General features: G+C 60.2%; 19 protein-coding genes. 11 read left to right on the forward strand and 8 right to left on the reverse strand.

Translation table 11 applies throughout. From position 1 onward, the window contains the following. Positions 1-14 precede the first annotated feature (14 nt). Positions 15-1,193, forward strand: a complete 1,179-nt coding sequence (locus BM152_RS08860; protein WP_066604735.1) for a MalY/PatB family protein — start codon at positions 15-17, stop codon at positions 1,191-1,193. A gap of 35 nt (positions 1,194-1,228) precedes the next feature. Here BM152_RS08860 and BM152_RS08865 read toward each other — a convergent pair whose 3' ends face one another. Next, positions 1,229-1,576: a hypothetical protein gene (locus BM152_RS08865; protein WP_066604574.1), complete on the reverse strand. Its 348-nt coding sequence runs from the start codon at positions 1,574-1,576 to the stop codon at positions 1,229-1,231. 329 nt (positions 1,577-1,905) lie between these two features. On the opposite strand from BM152_RS08865, the gene BM152_RS08870 reads away from it, so the two are divergent. Further along, complete coding sequence (locus BM152_RS08870) at positions 1,906-2,880, forward strand: glutathione S-transferase family protein (RefSeq protein ID WP_066604731.1); 975 nt, start codon at positions 1,906-1,908, stop codon at positions 2,878-2,880. 5 nt (positions 2,881-2,885) lie between these two features. Here BM152_RS08870 and BM152_RS08875 read toward each other — a convergent pair whose 3' ends face one another. Then, positions 2,886-3,251, reverse strand: a complete 366-nt coding sequence (locus BM152_RS08875; protein ID WP_066604733.1) for a response regulator transcription factor — start codon at positions 3,249-3,251, stop codon at positions 2,886-2,888. A gap of 368 nt (positions 3,252-3,619) precedes the next feature. On the opposite strand from BM152_RS08875, the gene BM152_RS08880 reads away from it, so the two are divergent. The 4 genes from BM152_RS08880 (at position 3,620) to BM152_RS08895 (ending at position 7,587) form a co-directional block, all read left to right on the forward strand. Next, positions 3,620-4,567 (forward strand): threonine-phosphate decarboxylase, encoded by a 948-nt coding sequence (locus tag BM152_RS08880; RefSeq protein ID WP_066604567.1) that lies wholly within the window; start codon positions 3,620-3,622, stop codon positions 4,565-4,567. After that, a complete protein-coding gene (cbiB, locus tag BM152_RS08885) occupies positions 4,564-5,478 on the forward strand; it encodes an adenosylcobinamide-phosphate synthase CbiB (RefSeq protein WP_066604565.1) in 915 nt (304 codons plus the stop codon). The genes BM152_RS08880 and cbiB overlap by 4 nt, the downstream gene beginning before the upstream one ends. 52 nt (positions 5,479-5,530) lie before the next feature. Further along, positions 5,531-6,709 (forward strand): lytic murein transglycosylase, encoded by a 1,179-nt coding sequence (locus tag BM152_RS08890; RefSeq protein WP_066604562.1) that lies wholly within the window; start codon positions 5,531-5,533, stop codon positions 6,707-6,709. A 104-nt stretch (positions 6,710-6,813) separates the two neighbouring features. Then, complete coding sequence (locus BM152_RS08895) at positions 6,814-7,587, forward strand: siderophore-interacting protein (protein WP_066604560.1); 774 nt, start codon at positions 6,814-6,816, stop codon at positions 7,585-7,587. Between the two features lie 85 nt (positions 7,588-7,672). On the opposite strand, the gene smc is transcribed toward BM152_RS08895, so the two are convergent. From smc to BM152_RS08910, 4 genes are all read right to left on the reverse strand, one after another. Further along, complete coding sequence (gene smc / locus BM152_RS08900) at positions 7,673-11,128, reverse strand: chromosome segregation protein SMC (RefSeq protein ID WP_066604559.1); 3,456 nt, start codon at positions 11,126-11,128, stop codon at positions 7,673-7,675. A 173-nt stretch (positions 11,129-11,301) separates the two neighbouring features. Continuing rightward, positions 11,302-11,454 carry a hypothetical protein gene (locus BM152_RS19280; protein WP_170125652.1) on the reverse strand — a complete coding sequence of 51 codons (153 nt, stop codon included), beginning with the start codon at positions 11,452-11,454 and terminating at the stop codon, positions 11,302-11,304. A 78-nt stretch (positions 11,455-11,532) separates the two neighbouring features. Further along, positions 11,533-11,895, reverse strand: a complete 363-nt coding sequence (locus tag BM152_RS08905; protein ID WP_066604554.1) for a hypothetical protein — start codon at positions 11,893-11,895, stop codon at positions 11,533-11,535. A 96-nt stretch (positions 11,896-11,991) separates the two neighbouring features. After that, entirely contained in the window at positions 11,992-12,822 is an 831-nt protein-coding gene (locus tag BM152_RS08910) for an MOSC domain-containing protein (protein ID WP_066604553.1), read from the reverse strand. Between the two features lie 238 nt (positions 12,823-13,060). Between BM152_RS08910 and BM152_RS08915 the strand changes: the two genes are divergently transcribed. From BM152_RS08915 to BM152_RS08925, 3 genes are read left to right on the forward strand one after another with little or no spacing between them, the layout of a single operon-like run. Continuing rightward, the gene (locus tag BM152_RS08915) at positions 13,061-13,423 is read left to right on the forward strand and encodes a CidA/LrgA family protein (RefSeq protein WP_066604546.1); all 363 of its coding nucleotides are present in this window, start codon (positions 13,061-13,063) and stop codon (positions 13,421-13,423) included. Then, positions 13,420-14,136: an LrgB family protein gene (locus BM152_RS08920; RefSeq protein ID WP_066604543.1), complete on the forward strand. Its 717-nt coding sequence runs from the start codon at positions 13,420-13,422 to the stop codon at positions 14,134-14,136. Before BM152_RS08915 ends, BM152_RS08920 begins: the two co-directional genes overlap by 4 nt. A 12-nt stretch (positions 14,137-14,148) precedes the next feature. Then, the gene (locus BM152_RS08925; RefSeq protein ID WP_066604540.1) at positions 14,149-14,685 is read left to right on the forward strand and encodes an NADPH-dependent FMN reductase; all 537 of its coding nucleotides are present in this window, start codon (positions 14,149-14,151) and stop codon (positions 14,683-14,685) included. Here the strand turns inward: BM152_RS08925 and BM152_RS08930 are convergent. After that, complete coding sequence (locus tag BM152_RS08930) at positions 14,677-15,717, reverse strand: NAD(P)/FAD-dependent oxidoreductase (RefSeq protein WP_066604538.1); 1,041 nt, start codon at positions 15,715-15,717, stop codon at positions 14,677-14,679. The two genes, BM152_RS08925 and BM152_RS08930, sit on opposite strands and share 9 nt — an antisense overlap. Positions 15,718-15,793: 76 nt before the next feature. Between BM152_RS08930 and mnmC2 the strand changes: the two genes are divergently transcribed. Then, positions 15,794-16,459 carry a tRNA (5-methylaminomethyl-2-thiouridine)(34)-methyltransferase MnmC2 gene (gene mnmC2 / locus BM152_RS08935; protein WP_066604531.1) on the forward strand — a complete coding sequence of 222 codons (666 nt, stop codon included), beginning with the start codon at positions 15,794-15,796 and terminating at the stop codon, positions 16,457-16,459. Next, positions 16,456-17,331 (forward strand): DMT family transporter, encoded by an 876-nt coding sequence (locus BM152_RS08940; RefSeq protein WP_066604529.1) that lies wholly within the window; start codon positions 16,456-16,458, stop codon positions 17,329-17,331. The genes mnmC2 and BM152_RS08940 overlap by 4 nt, the downstream gene beginning before the upstream one ends. 22 nt (positions 17,332-17,353) lie before the next feature. Here the strand turns inward: BM152_RS08940 and BM152_RS08945 are convergent, their stop codons facing one another. Next, entirely contained in the window at positions 17,354-19,291 is a 1,938-nt protein-coding gene (locus BM152_RS08945) for a lytic transglycosylase domain-containing protein (RefSeq protein WP_066604527.1), read from the reverse strand. Positions 19,292-19,451 lie beyond the last annotated feature (160 nt).

Genomic DNA, 19,451 nt, shown 5'->3' on the forward strand with positions numbered 1-19,451 from the left:
ATCTGGAGCCTCTCATGACCAATCCGCTATTTGACCCGATCATCAACCGCTTCGGCACCCATTGCGCCAAATGGGACAAGATGGAAGACATCTACGGTGTCCCCGCCAAGGACGGCATTGCCATGTGGGTCGCCGATATGGATTTCCGTCCGCCCGCAGTCGTGCAGGCCGCGTTGGAAAAAATGGCCGAACACGGGGTATACGGGTATTTCGGGGACGAGAGCGATTACCTTGCCGCAATCGGCTGGTGGATGAAGCATCGCCACGGTTGGGAGATTGATCCGGCGTGGGTGTTCACCACACATGGTCTGGTGAACGGCACTGGGCTATGCGTTGATGCTTTTACCGAACCGGGGGACGGGGTGGTTCTGATGACACCGGTTTACCATGCCTTCCACCGCGTCATCAAAGCCGCAGGGCGCGAGGTCGTCGAATGTCCTCTGGCGCTTGAAAACGGCAAATACATGATGGATTTTGACGCATGGGACGCGCAGATGAGCGGCAAGGAACGCATGTTGATCCTGTGCTCGCCGCACAACCCCGGTGGTCGCGTCTGGACCCGCGAGGAACTGGAAGCTGTGGCGGCCTTCTGCCGGAAGCATGATCTTGTTCTGGTCTCCGATGAAATTCACCATGATCTGGTGATGCCCGGTCATACACACACGCCGATGGCGCTGATTGACGGGATCGAAGACCGGCTTGTCATGATGTCCGCGACCACAAAGACCTTCAACATCGCGGGCACCCATTCCGGCAATGTCATCATTGCGGATGCGAAACTGCGTGAGACCTTCGCCGCGCGCATGGCGGCTCTGGGCATTTCGCCCAATTCCTTCGGGCTTGAGATGGCCACTGCCGCCTACAGCCCGGAAGGAGCCGCTTGGGTCGATGAACTGATCGCCTATCTCGACGGAAACCGCCGGATTTTCGACGCCGCGATTGCGGAGATTCCGGGGCTGAAATCCATGCCTTTGGAAGCCACCTATCTGGCGTGGGTCGATTTCACCGATACAGGCATGTCACGGGAGGAATTTACCGCGCGCGTCGAGAAAACCGCACGGATTGCCCCCAACCACGGGCCGACCTTTGGCGCGGGTGGCGAAAATTATCTGCGCTTCAACCTCGCCACGCCGCGCAGCATTGTCGAGGATGCCTGCGCCCGTCTCAAGGAGGCCTTCAGCGACCTGCAATAAGCAGGCCCCTGAGGTCAAAGCGTTTTCCGAAAGGCTTAACGCGGCAAAAGTGCGACTGGCGCGTCATCGGGCCGGTCGTAATCCAGTGGCGGTTTGTCGGTCGCGGCGGTCGAGCGTTTGAACTCGAAACTCATCACGTGCCCGTCATCTTTCGCCGCGACAATCAGCGCCTGATACAGGTGACGCGACCCGTCAAAGACATCGACCAACCCGCGCAGATGTTCGGTATTCTCACGGTCCAGCGCGAATCCGTTGCCCCAAGATCGCAGGATCGGATAGGTCTCCTCCCCCACGCGCACCCGCAGGCGGGACCCGCGTTTAAGATTGCGCTTGCGGGCCAGCTCAAGACCTTCGCGCACTTCTTTCGGCAAAAAATCCGACATAATCTCTCTCCACCCTTCAAGCGATTCCCGAATAACATCTTATGATGTCATCTGTGTAACGCTTGTCTTCTCAAAGCCCTTTCAAAGCCAATGTGTTTTCAAAGGGCGGCTCCCATAAGGATGGGGGCAAAATGTTTAGCGTCAAGTTAACCGTCACGTTGCGTCAGCAGAACTCCATGAGAGTCACCGGATTGTCGCAGGTTAACGGCGCCATTCTCGCCACTACTCCGCTTGGAGTGTGCATTCACGCACGATCAATGCGCCCTGACGCCTGTTTGCGCATGTCGGCAAAGGCGATAGGCCAAGGGGGACGCAAAGTGGAGATCGAAATGGGCTATCTGAAAGACGGAACCTGGCATGACGGCTGGTATGACACCGCAGCATCCGGCGGCAAATTCCAGCGCAGCACCGCAGGTTTCCGCAACTGGATCACTGTGGACGGCACCTCCGGTCCTTCAGGGCGTGATGGGTTCAAAGCCGAAAGCGGGCGCTATCATCTCTATGTCTCCTATGCCTGCCCTTGGGCGCACCGGACGTTGATCTTCCGCAGCCTCAAAGGGCTTGAGCCACATATTTCCGTCTCTGTGGTCCATCCCGACATGCTGTCAGACGGCTGGAGTTTCGACACGGATTTCCCGGGAACGACGGGAGACACGCTGCTGGGCAAAGACTTTTTGCGCGAGATTTACACAGAGGCCGAACCGACAGTGTCCGGTCGCGTCACCGTGCCGGTCCTGTGGGACAAAGACACAGGCACAATCGTCTCCAACGAATCCTCGGAAATCATCCGCATGTTCAATTCCGCCTTTGACGGGATCACGGGAAACCGCCTTGATTTCTGGCCAGAAGACCTGCGCCCCGAGATCGAGGCGCTCAACACCCGCATCTATGACACAGTGAACAATGGCGTCTACAAAGCGGGATTTGCCACCACCCAAAGCGCCTATGATGATGCCGTTTACCCGCTGTTTGGCAGTCTGGACTGGCTCGAAACCATCCTGCGCGAAAACCGTTATCTCACCGGGGACCGCCTAACCGAAGCCGACTGGCGGCTGTTCACCACGCTGGTGCGGTTCGACAAGGTCTATCACACGCATTTCAAATGCAACAAACACATGCTCAAGGATTACCCGAACCTCTGGGCCTATACCCGTGAGCTCTACCAGATGCCGGGGATCAAAGGGACCACCCGTTTCGACCACATCATACGGCACTATTATTACAGCCAGAACACGGTCAACCCGCAACGCATCGTGCCCGTCAGCCCCGAGCTGGACTTCGATGCGCCACACGGGCGCGGCTGACCGGATCAGGAAGCGGCTTTTCCGTAATATTCGACCATCGCGGTCAGGTCGTCAGGATTGACCTGATTGGGCACAAAGGCACAGGCATTGGCCGCATGTCTGAAGATCGACCCGTCGGAAAAGAAGCTTGTATTGGTGGTGAAGATCACACGCGTGTCCGGATGGCGGTAATTGGCATAATCGGCCACGGCGAAGGCGGAGCCATCCTCCAGAACAAGGTCCAGCACGATCAAATGCGGCGCCGACAGTTGTAGCGCGGCAATTGCGTCGTCCTGTCCGCGCACAAGGGACACGACCATGCCCTGACGTTCTAAATGACGCTTCCAGACTTCTCCCAAGTCCGGACGGCTTTCAACAATCAATACTTGCATACTACCTCCGACACGGTCCGCGCCGCATTCCATTATTGTTCTTCTTGCGACGAAAACGGAATCGATGGGTCAATTTAGCGAAGCCACAACCCGCGGGTCAATCTGGTCCGGCATGTTCTTGCTGATCAAAAAGTTAAGATTTTATCTTGCACTCCCCTCATGCTGCGTCAAAACAGAGATATGACAAGGTTTCTCCGCCCGCACAGGCACATTTCAAACCGTGGCTTCAGGCCCTTCCGGATCATTGGGAACTCCGGCGCGGCGTGGCCTTCGGACCAATCTGCCGGAGGCAGGGGGCGCAGGGGAAAAGCCTTTGTAAATACATTATACGTCCCCTTACACCGGCGAGCAGTTTCAGGAGCGTGGACATGAGCAAACATCGCGATCATGGCGGTGGTCTGGATGCGGCGGTTGCCCGTTACGGGGGCGAGAAAGCCGATTGGATCGACCTGTCCACAGGCATCAATCCGACCCCCTACCCCATCGGCAAAATTCCGCAAAGCGCATGGGCGCTGCTCCCCGATGCCGCCGCGCAAGACGCGCTCGTTCAGGCGGCGCACACGTTTTGGAACGTGCCCAAAGGGGCCGCGATTCTCGCCGCGCCGGGGGCCTCAAGCCTGATCGCCCGCCTCCCCGCCCTTTGGCCCGCGGGCAAGGTAGAAATCCGGACGCCGACCTATAACGAACATGCCGGAGCCTTCGCCGCCCACGGATGGCAAATATGCGACCAAGCCCCCGACCAACCCGCAGATGTGCAAGTTGTGGTCCATCCCAACAACCCGACCGGTCGCCTTTGGCAGGCCGAAGACCTCACCGCTCCCCATGTGATTATCGACGAAAGTTTTTGCGATGTAATGCCGGAGCAGACCCACATCGCGCGGGTGGCCGACGGGCAGAGCATTGTGCTCAAAAGCTTCGGGAAGTTCTGGGGGCTGGCGGGGCTGCGTCTCGGCTTTGCCATCGGAGCCCCCGAGCTCATCGACCGGCTGGCCACGCTGGTCGGTCCTTGGGCGGTGTCCGGCCCTGCGCTGTCTATTGGCACGGCAGCCCTGAATGATCCGGACTGGGCAGAGCAGCAGCGCATCCAACTGCGCGAAAGCAGCGCAAAGCTGGACCGCCTTATGCAGAACACCGGCGCAGATCTCATGGGCGGCACCCCGTTGTTTCGTCTCTATAAACTGGCCAATGCCCGCGCCTTTCAGGACAGGCTCGCCCAAGGGCACGTCTGGTCCCGCATCTTTCCCTATTCCGATACATGGGTGCGTCTTGGCCTCCCGCCGGAAGACAGATGGGATCAGTTGGAGGCCGTTTTGTGAGCACGGCGTTTGCACTTTCTCTGGCCCTGATCATTGATGCCATATTCGGCGAACCGAAATGGCTGTGGTCCCGCCTGCCCCACCCCGCCGTGCTGATGGGGCGTTTGATCGGCTGGGCCGACACACGGTTCAACACAGGCGACATACGCAAGCTGAAAGGTGCCCTGCTCGTCCTTGTCCTGACCCTCTGCGCCGCCATGCTCGGGCTGTTTTTGCGACATATCCCGCTCATCGGCCCTTGGATCGAGGTGCTTCTGGGGGCCATTCTTCTGGCGCAAAAATCCCTGATCCAACATGTCAAAGCCGTGGCCGATGGTCTCGAACGCTCGCTTTTTGAAGGTCGTCGCGCCGTGGCAATGATTGTCGGGCGGGAGACGCAGGAACTTGATGCCCCTGCCGTGTCCCGTGCCGCGATTGAATCGGCGGCGGAGAATTTCTCCGACGGGGTGATCGCGCCGGCCTTCTGGTTCCTGATTTTCGGCCTGCCCGGCATTCTGGTCTATAAACTAGTGAACACCGCCGACAGCATGATCGGCTACCGGACAGAGCGGCACCGTGACTTCGGCTGGGCGGCGGCGCGGCTGGATGATCTGCTCAATCTCGCTCCGGCGCGCCTCTCTGCGCTCCTGCTGTTTCCTTGGGGCAAACCCCTGTCCTTGTGGCGCGACATTCTTGCAGAGGCGCACCGGCACCGCTCCCCCAACGCGGGCTGGCCCGAAGCCGCCCTGTCCCGCAGTCTCGGCGTCGCGCTGTCCGGCCCGCGCGCCTATCATGGCGAATTGCGTGACTACCCTTGGGTCAACCCCACAGGGCGCGAGGCACATACGCGCGACATCCACGCCGCTTGCACCCGACTTTGGCAGGCATGGGGCGCGGTTTTCCTCTGTGTTGCCATTCTGTCATTTGCGTGACACCACTGCCCCCGCTATCGTGCCTGCAACCGGACTTTTAAAAGGTAATCCCATGCGTTCTCTGAGCCTTGCTCTCACCCTCTCCGCCCTTCTCGCCACGCCTGCTCTGGCCGATGTCTCCTGTGGCGGAAATTTCGCCGGTTTCGTCCAGAAGATGAAAGCCGAAGCCCTCGCCAAAGGCCATTCGAAAGCCGCCGCTGACCGTTTCTTTGCTGCCGCACGTCATGATCCGTCCGTCATCAAGGCCGACCGCGCCCAAGGTTTCTTCCAAAAGAGCTTTGTCGATTTCTCCCGCGCGGTCATCAGCCAGAACCGGATGCAAAATGGGGCTGCCAATGCCGCGAAATACAAAAGCGTCTTTGACCGGATCGAACGCGACTATGGCGTATCGCGCGGTGTGCTTCTGGCATTTTGGGCGCTGGAAACCGATTACGGACAGGTGCAGGGCAATTTCAACACGCTCAACGCGCTGATGACCTTGTCGCATGACTGCCGCCGCCCCGAGCTTTTCCAACCGCAAGTCTTTGCCGCCCTGACGCTGTATGAACACGGCGATTTTGACCCCGCCACCACACAGGGCGCATGGGCCGGTGAAATCGGCATGGTGCAAATGCTACCGAAAGACATTCTCGAAAACGGCGTTGATGGCGACGGTGACGGGCATGTGCGGCTTAAGACTTCGGCACCAGATGCGCTCATGTCCGGCGCCAAAATGCTGCGGCATCTGGGATGGCGTGCGAATGAGCCTTGGCTGCAAGAGATCACGGTGCCCGCCGATCTCGACTGGTCGAAAACCGGCCTCAACCACAAAATGACCGTGAGCCAATGGGCCAAACTCGGCGTCAAGCCGCGCTCCGGCTCCCTCGGCCCGTCCTCCCTCAAGGCCTCCGTTCTTTTGCCTATGGGGCGCAACGGTCCGGCCTTTCTCGCCTATCCGAATTTTGAGGTCTATTTCGAGTGGAACAAAAGCTTTGTCTATGTGACCACTGCAGCCTATTTCGCCACCCGCCTCGAAGGCGCGCCCGTTTTCAACGCGGGCAATCCCGAGGCAGGTCTCTCTGGTGCGCAGATGAAGCAGCTTCAACAGAAGCTCGTCAACATGGGCTATGATGTCGGCGGTGTGGATGGCATTCTGGGCGAGAAGACCCGCGAAGCCGTGCAAAGCGTGCAGCAGAAACTCGGCCTGCCTGCGGATGCATGGCCGACTCCGGCGCTTCTGGCCAAGCTCTAAGCCTATCCCCCCCCCCGCGCACAGAACTTGTGCGGGGGAAGGGGTTGCCTTTTCCGACAAAAACACTTTGTTTTGCGCAACAGTTGCAAAGCAAGGACAACGCCATGACCGCCCCCATCACCCGCCGCGTGCGCCACGAGTTGAAATTCCGCGATTTGACCGTTGCACAGAAAGAGCGGCTGACCCCACACATGATCCGCGTCACGCTCAAAGGCGAGACGCTTTCGGATTTTGTCAGCAGCTCTTTTGACGATCACGTCAAGGTCTTCATCCCGACCGACGGCGATCCCGCAAAACGCGACTACACGCCGCGCCAATACGATACAAATGCGCAGGAACTGGTCCTCGACTTTGCCGATCACGGCGAAGGCCCCGCCGCCTCATGGGCGCGTGCCGCCAAAGCCGGTGATACACTCCAGATTGCCGGTCCGCGCGGCTCCCGCGTAATCGAAGGCGAGATTGCCCATTGGGTTCTGATCGGTGATGAAACCGCGCTGCCAGCTATGGGGCGCAAGCTCGAAGACCTGCCTGCTGGTGTAAAAGTCACCATGATTGCCGCCGTGCCCGGACCAGAAGACGAGCAGACAATCGACACTCAGACCGATGCCACGATCCACTGGCTGCACCGCCCGCTGGAACAGGCGGCAGAGGCCCGACCATTCCTTGATGCTTTGGCAAATGTCGACCTGACGCCGCGCACATTCGTCTGGATCGCGACAGAGGCAGGCATCGCCAAGAAACTCCGCGAAGCCCTTCTGGCGCAGGGGCATCCGCTCCCATGGCTCAAGGCCGCAGGCTATTGGGTCAACGGGGAGGCCGAAGCCTCGGTCAAGGATTTCGACGCCCCCACACCGGATCACGCTGCCCCCAAAGGGTGAGGTCGCCAGAAACACAAGCGCACCGCGAAAGGCCCATAACGCGGCCTTTCGCACAGATCTGAAATTCAGGACATTGCGCGCGGCTTCAAGCCACCAGTGCTTCGGCCTTTTTCAAGTCCACGGAAACAAGCTGGCTCACACCTTGTTCCTGCATGGTCACGCCAAACAGACGGTCCATGCGGGCCATCGTCACGGCGTGGTGGGTAATCACCAGAAACCGCGTGTCGGTGCGCTGGGTCATCTCGTCGAGCATGTCGCAGAACCGCGTCACGTTCGCATCGTCGAGCGGTGCGTCCACCTCGTCCAGAACACAGATCGGCGCGGGGTTCGCCATGAAAACCGCAAAGATCAACGCCAGAGCCGTGAGCGTCTGTTCCCCACCGGACAGAAGCGACAGGGTCGAGAGTTTCTTACCCGGCGGCTGGCACATGATCTCAAGTCCGGCCTCCAGAGGATCATCGCTTTCCACCATCATCAGTTTGGCTTCACCGCCGCCGAACAGATGGGTGAACAGCATGGAGAAATTGTTATTCACCTGTTCAAACGCGGTGAGCAGACGTTCCCGTCCTTCACGGTTGAGCGACGCAATGCCGGAGCGGAGCGTCTTGATCGCTTCTTCGAGATCTTCTTTTTCTTTCAGGAGCGTATCATGTTCTTCGCGCACCTCTTTGGCGTCTTCTTCCGCCCGCAGGTTCACTGCCCCCAGACTATCGCGCAGACGCTTCAGCCGGTTCACATCCACTTCGATGGTCTCATGCGAGGGGATTTTCTCCGGATCGACATCCAGCTCTTCCAAGAGCTTCTCGGGCGTGGTCTCCAACTCCTCACGAATACGCTCCAGCGCCGCCTCGACGGTCTCACGCGCGGCGTCGCGGCGGGCTTCTGCGGCAGCACGGGTCTCACGAGCCTCGGAGGCCATGCGTTCCGCCTCTCGCTCGGCATTCACAACCTCACGCAACGCCTCTTCGGCTTCGACCAAGGCATCCGTTGCCTTTTTGCGGCGATGCTCCGCCTCTTCGATCTGCGCCAACAGAGCCTCGCGTTTCTCCGCGATCTCCTCCGGTTGCACCGCAGCCTCGTAAAGTTCTTCTTCGCTGGCTTCCTTGCGCTCCTGCAATTCGGCAATCCGCTTGCCCGCAGTTTCAAGGCGATGCCGCCAGCCGGAGAGTTCTTTCGTCACTTCCTGTGAGCGGCGGGTGCGCGCATCCCCTTCGCGGCGAATTTCGTCATGGGCGGAGCGTTTCGTCATCATCGTGATCCGCGCCGCTTCGACAGCGAGCTTCACCTCTTCGATGCTGGAACGCGCAGCGTCCAGATCCGGCAATTCCCTGACGACCGTCTCCGCTTCACGCAGGCGCTGCTCTGCGCCGCGGGCTTCTTCCTCGTGACGCGCAACGGCCAGACCGAGGTTCTCGACCTTGCCTTCCGCCAGCGTCTTTTCGTTTTCGACCTTGGACAGCCTACGCGCCGCATCCGACATCGCCCGATCCGCATCCCGACGCGCCTCACGGGCCAGCCGATCGGCTTCGGTCAGCCGCGCCAGTTCGGATTTGAGATGCTCGTGCGCCTGCGCGGCCCCGTTGGCCTTGGCCTCTGCTGCGGCGAGTTCCTGTTTCAAATCTTCGAGACGGTTCAACTGTTGCAGACGCAATGCCGCCGCAGACGGGGCATCCTCCGCCCCCGCGCGATAACCGTCCCAGCGCCACAAATCCCCCTCGACAGAAACAAGCCGCTGACCCGGTTCCAGATCAGCCTGAAGACGCGCACCGTCCTCTGCCCGCACCAACCCGATCTGTGCCAGACGACGTCCCAAGACCGGTGGGGCAGACACATAATCCGCAAGCGGCTCCACCCCGTTGGGCAGGTCCTGATCATCGAGATAATCCGGCAAGGTGACCCAGCCGGAGGCTTGATAACTCTCAATCTCAGGCTGTCTTAAATCATCAGAAAGCGCGGCACCCAGCGCCTTTTCATATCCTGATTTGACTTTGATCAGGTCCAGAAGCTGCGCGCCGCCAATCTGGTCACGATCCAGCATCTTGGCCAGTGCGGACACCTCGGCTTTGAGCGCGCCGACTTCGCCTTCGGCCTCGGAACGCGCAGCACGGGCCAGCGCCTCACGCGATTGCGCTTCGGTGCGGCCCTCATCCGCTTCGATCAACATGGCCTCGGCTTCTTCGGCGCGCGCCACTGCTTCTTCCTGCTGCGCTTCGGCTTCGGCCAACGTCTCCGTTGACAAGCTCAGGGTTTGACGGGCCTCGTCCACAGCCCCGCGCGCGCGATCTGCCTCCGCCCGCGCACGATCCAGCGTTTTACGATTGTCCTCGACCAAACGGTTCGCCGACTGATGCCGTGCTGCAAGTCGGGCCACATCCTCGGTCATTTCGGTGAGCGTGGTTTCCCGATCCGCCAGAATCTGGCTGGCTTCCGAAGCCTCCGCCGCCGCTTCCAGCAGTCTGGGTTCGTGGCCTTCAGCGGCCTTGATGAGTTCCCGTTGCTCCCACTCAAGACGCGAAATCGTCTCGCCAGCATCCTTGTTGAGTTGCTCCTCGCGCGCCATGTCGGCAACCAACTGGTCAATCCGACGCGACAGAGTTTCAATCATCTCGCGGGCGCGGCGCTCTTCGTCCGAAAGCTGGTCGCGGGACACGGTGAGGCGTTGCAACACCGCCGCGGCGATGGCCTCCTCCTCGCGCAGGGGCGGCAGGGCCTCTTCCTGTTTAATACGTTGGGCCGTGGCGGCCCGCGCGCGGCCTTCCGCCTCGTTGGCCTGTGCTACCCGTGTGCGCAGAACCTCTTCGGTTTCCACCCGCGCCTGATCCGCATCGCGCCAGCGCCGGAAATGCAGCAGCCCTTCGGCATGACGCAATTCCGTCCCGATCTCACGATACCGCGCCGCCTGCCGCGCCTGACGGGCCAGTGAGGCCAGTTGGCTGGCAAGCTGTTCCACCACATCATCAACGCGGGCGAGGTTGGTCTCGGCCCCTTTGAGCTTCAGTTCAGCCTCGTGGCGGCGCTGATACAGGCCCGAAATCCCCGCCGCCTCTTCGAGAATACGGCGGCGGGCCTTCGGTTTGGCGTTGATCAGTTCAGAAATTTGCCCCTGACGCACAAGTGCGGGAGAATGTGCGCCCGTCGAGGCGTCCGCGAACAACATCGACACATCCCGCGCGCGCACATCCTTGGTGTTCACCTTATAGGCCGAGCCCGCGTCCCGCGTGATCCGGCGTACGATTTCGAGACTGTCGCTATCGTTGAACCCCGCAGGTGCCAGACGGTCCGAATTGTCGATCATAAGATTGACTTCGGCAAAGTTGCGAGCCGACCGGGAGGCTGCCCCCGCGAAGATCACGTCTTCCATGCCTGCGCCGCGCATGGCTTTGGGGCGGTTCTCCCCCATCACCCAACGCAGCGCTTCCAAGAGGTTCGACTTGCCGCAGCCGTTCGGACCGACAACCCCCGTCAGCCCATCCGCGATCACAAGATCTGTGGGATCCACAAAGCTTTTGAAGCCATTGAGCCGAAGACGGGTAAAACGCAAGTGAAGCCTCTGTTTGATTCTTTTTGAGGGAAAACTGTTTGTGAAGGGCGCGTCCCTGTCAACCGGTCAACCCCGAGATGCGGGGGAAAGCGCCGAGTTATCCACAAAATATCGCATGATCGCGTGCGTCTCTCAGGACATCACATGTCGGGACACACGCCAACGCGGGCGACTCACTTGGCCGCTTTTGCCTGCGCCGCAGCTTTCATACGCGCCAAAAGCGCCTCTTTCGGAGGCTCTTTGCCCTTTGGTTCCTGCACCTTATGCTCGCCATGTTTCGGCGCCGTAGAGCGCCGCTTCGGGCCGCCCGATTTCGAATAATCCATGGATCACCTCCGGTTGCCCGCCTGATGCCCTGAATTCGGATGGAAGGCAAGGTGGCGACGCCCCTTCCTCCAAGTCGCTCAGCCCCAAGGACGGATGTTGCATGTCCCCGGCACCCATTCTTTCGCCCCTGCCCCTTCCGAGCAATCCAGTTGCCCCTTGGACATAGCCTGATCACCGATGAACGTGCCTTTTTTGAGCTTGCACTGGGTCACCTGCATCGCTGCCGTTTCCATCTGCATCAGGATTTCCCTGCGCGAGGGGGGCGGGAATACGAAATTGACGCGATGCACCTCGACGCAGTTCCGGGTCTCCTCGGTATAGACGCGATAGGTATTGCCGCCAATCTCTACGGTCGAGAACCCCGCACGGGAATAACCAAGGGCAGGACTGTCCGCGACGCAAGCCGGCAGACACAAAACGATGAGCGCAAGGAGGGGCAAATGTTTTCTCATGCCCGCAGGATGTGCCAACAAGGTTAAGCAAGTGTTAAGCCACCTGCAAAAACACGGTCCCCATCTCCACACGGAACGCGTCCCCTAACGCTTCTGCTCCAAGAGATTGGACGGCCCCGTCTCCAGCACCTCCACCTCATCGCCCAGCACGATATGCCCTTCCTCCTCGACGATCAGGTTCTGGCCGAAAATTATCTTTCCTCTCGCAGAGCGATGCAACCGCCCCAGCGTTGCCAAAGGTTCTCGCGGATGGGTTTGCTCTCCCGTATCCGGATCCTGTGTCGTCATGACACAACGTTCACAGGGTTTGACGACACGAAACACCGCCGAACCGATCCGCACCACCCGCCATGTGTCTTCACTCCACGGTGCGATCTCCCCCGAGATCACCACATTGGGGCGAAAGCGGCGCATCGTGACCGGAGCCTCCAGCGTCGCGTTCAAAGTAGCGAGCGAGGCTTCTGTGGTCAGGAGCAGGGGAAAACCGTCGGACAAGGCTGTGAAATGCCCTTCCGGTGCGTAGCTATGATCCACGGGCCGACGGGCATGGTCCGGAAAATAGACCAGACGCACAACCTGTTCGAGCGCAGATGACAAAAAAAGCGCAGCATAATTGCCCGCGTCCTCGACACCATCGATCTTTGTTGAAAAAACCTTGACCGAAACAGGCGCACCGCTAGGGACAGGCACATCAATCCGGCTCTCCCCACAAGTAATCGACACGCCCCGATCCGTGCTCATCGCATTCAAGTGCGCCATTTTCGGCAATTCGCGGCGCGTGGCCACCTGGCCATCGGGATAGACAACCGCCCAGCGCCGGTCCCCCGCAAGGCCCACGCCCTGAACATTGGCAGAAGCATGATCCGTGCCCGTCAGGCTTTTCACTGGATAGGTGGTAATACGTGCGAGTTTCATCGCTCCCCCGAACAACAGATCAGTCTATACGCACATCTAACGCGTTAACCACGCGAGAGCCAGTTGGCTCAAAAGACAGGAGGCGTGCGCTTGACGTGGACATGAAAAGATTCGCCCCATCTGGAGTGGCTTGGCGCGCATTTTTGTGACCTGATCGCGCTTGCAGTGACGCCTGCGCGTAGTAAACTCGCGCCTCGTGGCCCTATCCAAGAAGGCCAAAGCAAGGCATCGCTTCATCATGATTTTCCACTTCGGCCTGTTTCTGGGCTTCCAGCTCATTGGCGAGATACTCGCCCGTATATTATCTCTCAGCCTGCCCGGCCCCGTGATCGGTATGATCCTTCTGGCCGCGCTGTTGTTGCTTCAGCCCCGTATCGGTCATGCCATCGAGAAAACCGCTGGCGGGTTCCTGTCGCATCTCTCGCTTCTATTCGTTCCCGCCGGTGTCGGTGTGGTGCAATATTTCGACCAGATGTCCGAGATCGGTCTGCCGCTTGCCGCTGCGGTCATTGGTTCGACCGTGCTCTCCATCGGAGCGGGGGCTTTGACCTTCAAATATGTAAACCGTTTCAGAGGCGTCCGTGACGAAACACCGGAATGACCGAAATTCTTGATATCTGGAGCTATCTCTCCGAAGGGCCGCTTCTTTGGCTCACCGTCACCATTTTCGCATATCTGATCGGTCTGGGCTGTTTCAACCTGTCGGGCAACCGGCCCGTTGTGAACCCCGTGCTGATCTCGATGGTCCTGCTGTCCGCCCTACTCGAACTCACCGACACCAGCTACGCGACCTATTTCGAAGGGGCTCAATTCGTGCATTTCATGCTAGGACCGGCCACCGTCGCGCTGGCGGTGCCGCTCTGGCAAAACTGGCAACGGATCAAAGAGTCTGCCATCCCCATGCTGGCCGCACTTTTCGTCGGGGGCACCGTCTCTATGATCTCTGCGGTGACCATTGGCTATGCCTGCGGGCTGCGCGGGGAGCTGGTGCTCTCCCTGATCCCCAAGGCCGCCACCTCTCCCGTCGCCATTGGCGTGTCCGAAGCCATTGGTGGCCTGCCCACGCTCACCGTAGCGCTGGTGCTGATCACCGGTGTGGTCGGCGCCATTGTCACCACGCCATTGCTCAATGCCTTGGGCATCCGTGACTATCGCGGACGGGGGCTGGCCACCGGCATCGCGGCCCACGGGATCGGCACTGCGCGTGCCTTTCAGGTTCACGGCACAGCAGGAGCCTTTGCCGGGATCGGCATGGTCCTAAACGCAATCTTCACCGCATTGATCGCACCGGTCTTTGTTCACCTCTTCTTCTAGGAGCCTTCGAACATGACGCTACACCTTCTCGGCCTTTCCGGTGCATTGCGCGCCGAATCCACCAATACAAAACTGTTGCACGAAGCCGCGCGGCTGTTTGGTCCCTGTGAGTTCACACAGGCCGATCTGCGGTTGCCGCTTTATGACGGTGATCTGGAGGCCGAGGGCATTCCCGCCGAAGTCATGACACTGGCCGAACAGATCCGTGACGCCGATGCGGTGGTCATTTCGACACCGGAATATAACAAGATGATCTCCGGCGTGCTTAAAAACGCGCTCGACTGGGTGAGCCGCTCCGGTGTGAAACCGTGGGAGGGAAAACCCGTCGCCATTATGTCCGCCGCCGCAGGGCGCGCCGGTGGTGAGCGGGCGCAATACAGCCTGCGATGGGCGATGACACCGTTTAACGCGCATCTGTTGCAGGCCCCCGAAGTGCTGGTCGCGGACAGTTCGAACGCCTTCGACGATCAGGGGCGGTTAAACGATCCGCGCACAATAAGCGGGCTTGAAAAGCTGATGTCGGATTTGCGCAGGCTGGCCTCAGAGTGAGGCTTCGACACGGAACGCCTCTGGGATCGCGTCCTGCCCGTCCAAAACGAGGTCGATCAAGACCCTTGCGGCCAGCGGGGCCATGCCGAAACCGATCTTGAAACCACCGTTGGCAATGAAATGTCCGGGCCTGTCGGGCCACGCTCCGAGCATAGGCGCACGGGATTTGGCCCGCGGACGCACACCGGCCCAGCGGCGAAGCTCCTTGGCCTCACGCAGCATCGGCACCGCCGCACGGGCACGTTCCAACAAGTCATCCGCCTGAGCATCCGTCGTTGTCGGGTCGTCAAACTCGCGCTCGGACGTCGAGCCGATGGCCGTGGTCCCGTCAGCGTGCGGGATGACATGGAGGCTCTCGCCATAAAGCTGCGGCGCTTTGGGGAGGGACAAATCCAGCAGAATCGCCTGCCCCTTCACCCCGTTCCCGACTTCTTTGCCAAAGGCCTCGTTCAGCGCCTTCAGCCCCCACCAGCCGGAGGCATGGATCACCGCCCCCTCTTCCGGCCCGTCCGCAACGACCTCACTGCCCAGCGCCGTGATCGCCGCCGCAAGAGACTGACACGCGCGCCACGGGTTCAGCCGCGCCGAAAGCGTGTCGCGGATAAGATATCCCGTCGGGCTGACCGGTGCCCAGTCGCCAATCTCCGCCTGTGTCACCACACGCCACTCGGCCTGCCCTTGCCACAGGGTTTTCGCCTGCTCTTCGCGCTCTCGTGCCAGTTCCAGTTGACGGGTGTCCTTCACCGCCTGCACCCGCCCGAGATTGCCATACCCCGAAGACACGCCTCCGGTTGCCTCGACCTCCGGCCAGTGGGTCCGTGCAAGGATCAAGCTTTGAAACTGGAACTCCTTCTTCGCGTTCCAACGCTCCGGCGTATGCGGGGCAAGTGCGCCAACCACACCGCCTGAGGAGCCGAACCGCACGCCGTTGGGATCAATCACACGCACCTTCGCCCCGCGACGAGCGGCCTCGTATCCACAGGACAGCCCGAAGGCACCTGCGCCATAGATCGTGATTTCCGCTTTGCCCATTTGCGCTTTTACCCATTGCAAGTGGCGACTGCCCAAAGCATGGTCGGCCGCATTCAGCACATTCATAAGACATACAATGACAGACCACCAGACAGCCAAGATCGACTGGCGCGACGGGAAAATCCCTGTTTCGACCCAATTCGACGACCCCTATTTCTCGCTCGGCAACGGGCTGGAGGAAACGCGGCATGTGTTCCTGTCGGGCAATGACCTGCCCGCACGGCTGCGCGACGGGTTTCATATGGCCGAACTGGGCTTTGGCACGGGCCTCAACATGCTGGCACTGGCGCTGGTCTGGGATGGTCCGGGCGTGGTGAAATTCACCTCCTTTGAAGCCTTCCCGATGACCGCTCATGACATCGCCACGGCACTTGCCGCCTTTTCCGAGGCCACAGCCATCGCCGGCCCGTTCATCGCCGCATGGGCAGAGGGCAAACGCCAGTTCCGGATCGGTCAGGTCGAGGTGGATGTGAAGATCGGCGACGCCCGCGACACGCTTGCGGCGTGGGACGGGCAAGCGGATGCATGGTTTCTCGACGGGTTCTCGCCTGCCAAAAACCCCGAACTCTGGGGAGAAGACCTGATGCGCGAGGTCGGGCGGCACACCGCACAAGGCGGCACTTTCGCCACCTACACCGCAGCCGGTCATGTGCGCCAGAAACTCACAGACGCAGGCTTCGAGGTGATCCGCACCCCCGGCTTCGGTCGCAAACGCCATATGAGCCAAGGACGCAAACCATGACCCGCGACAATCCCGCCTTCGGCACATTCCTGATGATTGGCGCGATCTGTATCTTTGCCATACAGGACGGCATCTCCCGCCACCTTGCCGGACAATACAACGTCTTCATGATCGTTATGATCCGCTACTGGTTCTTCGCCGCTTTCGTCGTGGCGCTCTCCCTGCGCAGCGGTGGGCTTCGCAAGGCGATCACCTCCGAACGTCCCAAGCTGCAACTCTTCCGTGGCGCCCTTCTGGCCGTGCAAATCCTCATCATGGTCACGGCCTTTGTCCGCATGGGGCTGGTCGATGCGCCCGCTATTTTTGCGGCCTATCCCTTGGTCATCACCGCCTTGTCCGGCCCCATTCTGGGGGAACGCATCGGCTGGCGGCGCTGGAGTCTGGTTGCTGTGGGATTTGTTGGCGTGATAATCATCATCAAACCCGGCAGTAGCATTTTCTCGCCGGACGCGCTCATCGCCTTTGTCGGAGCGCTTTTCTTTGCGCTCTACGGATTGCTGAATCGCTACGTCTCGCGCTTCGACCCGTCGCATGTGACCTTTTTCTACACAGGGATCGCAGGCATGATCCTCACCACTCTGGCCGGTGTGTGGTATTGGGAAGCCATGCTGCCATCAGACTGGCTCTGGATGGGGCTTTTGTGCCTAACCTCCGTGAGTGGCCACTACCTGTTGATCAAAGCTTATGAAGCCGCAGAAGCCTCAGCGATCCAGCCCTTTGCCTATCTGCAATTGCCATTTGCCGCCTTGATTGGCGTCTTTGTATTTGGCGATGTAATCCGTGCGAATGTGCTGATCGGAGCAGTTATTGTGGTAGGCGCTGGTGTCTTTACCTTTTTACGTGCGCGTCAGGTCGCGCAACGCACAGGGTAATGTGAAGAACGGGCGGAGCGCCTTAGCGCCCCGTCAACAATTCCATGAGATGAACCGATCCCGCCTCACCTTGCAAACGCGCGCGATAGACCGGAAGGCTTTCTGCGACACGCATCACATAGTTACGGGTCTCGCGAAACGGCAGGTGTTCGATCCAGTCCACAGGATCAACCTCTCCCGTGCGGGGATCACCATAGCGTTTAATCCAGTCCCGCGCCCGTGACGGTCCGGCGTTATACCCCACCGCGACAAGCGGAATGTTATAGCCGAACTCTTCGATCAGTTGCGCCAGATAGGCCGAGCCGAGCCGCGCGTTGAGCACCGGATCTTCGAGCTGGCGTTCTTCGAACCCGTCGACGCCCAGCTTTTCGGCCATAGCCGCCCCTGTGCGCGGCATCAACTGCATCAGCCCCCGCGCCCCGACATGAGAGCGGGCCTTGTCATAAAACTCGCTTTCGCGGCGGGCAATCGCCAGTGCAAGCTCCGGTTTGACCGGCAGATCGGCCTGCGCCAATTCGTGCAGCGGGTAATAGGCGCGGTTCAGGACAATCCCCTGATCCGCCGCAAATTTCGCCACAAGCACCGCGAGATAAGGATCAAGATCAAGCGCCAGATCGCCCAGTTGCCCAAGCTCCTGCGGATTGAGACTTTCGCCCAAATGCCGCAGGAAACGCGCGGCCAAGGGCTTGTCTCCGGCCTCTTCCAAAAGCAGCGCGGCTTGCAAAACCGACGAGTTCATGAACCCCGCCTCTTTGTAATCCGCAAACCGCATCTCACCCGTCAATGCAGGATCAAGCGAGCGCCCGATTTTCTCCGCCGACAAAAGCCCGTAAAAAGATGTCTGGAACTGCGCTCCGAAGGCATAGGCCGCCGCGGCATCGTCGCGCGCGCCCATCGCTTCCAAGGCCCGCCCTTCCCAATAGCCCGCACGGCCCAGAGAGATCGGCGTGCCAACGGCCATACGGAACCGGTTGAAATGATCCAGCGCCCGCCCCGCGTCATCGAGATAACGCAGGGCAATATAGCCCGCGAGCCATTCGAGATCGGCGTAGTGGTCTTCGTCCGGTGCCAGCCCGTGACGCGCGGCCACAGCATAGGCGATCTTGGCCTTGCCATCGCGCATCATCTGACGTGCCAGCGTGCGGCGGCGATTGCCCCATGCTTCGGCTTCTCCCAACCCTTCCGCAGTCGAATGTTGCAGCAAAAGCGTGGTCGCATCTTCGTTCCGTCCGCGTTTCACCCGCCATTCAAACCGCGCATGCGCCAGAACAGGATGGTCCGCCAAAGTGGCCGGCACGGCAGAAATCGCGTCATCCACCCCCGCCTCGTCGCGCACGAGTTTGCGTGTGGCGGTGATGAGTTTGTCCCAACCCGTGGGTAGGTTGGGCAGCATCCGCTCGGCGTCATCAAACCGCCCTGCCCAAAGCAACATCTCCGCACGCGCCACATGATGCCGTTTCAGGATCGACCCGTATCGGCCCAGAAAAATGGCTTCTTCCTCCGCCTTCATCGGCAGAGTGTTCCAGATCAGAACCGCTTGCGCCTGTGCATCCGCCGTCTTGCCCAGTGCCTCATAGGCCCCGATCAGACGCAGCGCCCCCTGTCCGGTCTGCGGCGGATAGGCGGTGAGATAGTCGAGCACCGCCTGCGCACTCGCGTCAGCAGGGATCGACGCCTCGCCTTTTTCGGCCAGAAGCGGCAGGCCCGGCCAATCCGCATTGCGGTAGAGAAAATCACGATACGCCTCGAATGTGCCGCGCCCGGTGCGCAGGTAATGCCACTCGATAATATCGCGCCCGACGCCCTGCGCCTCATTGAGCGCCTGCGACCAGTCCCCCTGCGCGCGCGCCTCATAGGCCCGCTTCAGCGCATCCGATTCGGAAGACGCCGCGAGAGAAAACGGGAAAAGAAGAAAGAAAACAAAAGCATAAACTGCCTTTGTCGAAAGCGTGAGGGGCATGATCTGATCTTGGTCTTTTTGGAGCTGCTCTGGTATTTCAGAGCAAAGTAACGGGTTCTCGCATTCCGGCAACACAGTTTCTTGTGAACAGGCGCGAAGGCGGCTAGTTTCCGCCGGAACTTTTACGGGCGACTCAGGGCACGGATGACCCGGGCGCCTC

This window comes from Celeribacter halophilus (assembly GCF_900114135.1).
Lineage (GTDB): Bacteria > Pseudomonadota > Alphaproteobacteria > Rhodobacterales > Rhodobacteraceae > Celeribacter > Celeribacter halophilus.